The organism is Streptomyces sp. NRRL B-24572, assembly GCF_002156145.1.
Lineage (GTDB): Bacteria > Actinomycetota > Actinomycetes > Streptomycetales > Streptomycetaceae > Streptomyces > Streptomyces vietnamensis.
Genome location: NZ_MWIG01000876.1, coordinates 1 through 542 on the forward strand (window position 1 = coordinate 1; position 542 = coordinate 542).

Here is a 542-nt window from a genome sequence, read left to right on the forward strand (position 1 = left end):
ACCGCGCAGAAGGCGGTGCTGCCGATGCCCTCCGAGCGGATCGGGGGGCTGCAGTGCGCGGCACGGTACGAGGCGGCGCAGGCCGACGCGTTCATCGGGGGCGACCTGTTCGCCGTCCAGGACACCCCGCACGGGGTGCGGCTGATCGTCGGGGACGTCCGGGGCAAGGGGTTGGACGCGGTCGAGGCCGTCGCCGTCATCATCGGCTCCTTCCGGGAGGCGGCCGAACAGGAGCGGAACCTGGAGGGGGTGGCGCAGCGGCTGGAACGGGCGCTTGCCCGGGAGGGCACTCGGCGGCACGGGCTCGACGCCTTCGAGGGGTTCACGACGGCCGTCCTGGCCGAGATCCCGCGCGGTGAGGGCAGCGGGACCTTCGACGGTTTCGTACGGATCGTCAACCGCGGGCATCCACCGCCGCTGATGCTGTACGCGGACGGGCGGGTGGAGCCGCTGGAGCCGGGCGAGGCGGCGCTGCCGCTCGGCATGGGGGAGCTGGCGATGTGGCCGGACCGGGGCGAGGCGCGGCCGTTCCCGGCCGGCGC

The 542-nt window shown here is 74.9% G+C and carries 1 protein-coding gene; it reads left to right on the forward strand.

Annotated elements, in window-relative coordinates; genetic code table 11:
* The coding region (locus tag CCN56_RS37535; RefSeq protein ID WP_143664761.1) for a PP2C family protein-serine/threonine phosphatase at positions 1 to 542 on the forward strand (542 nt) is incomplete at both ends.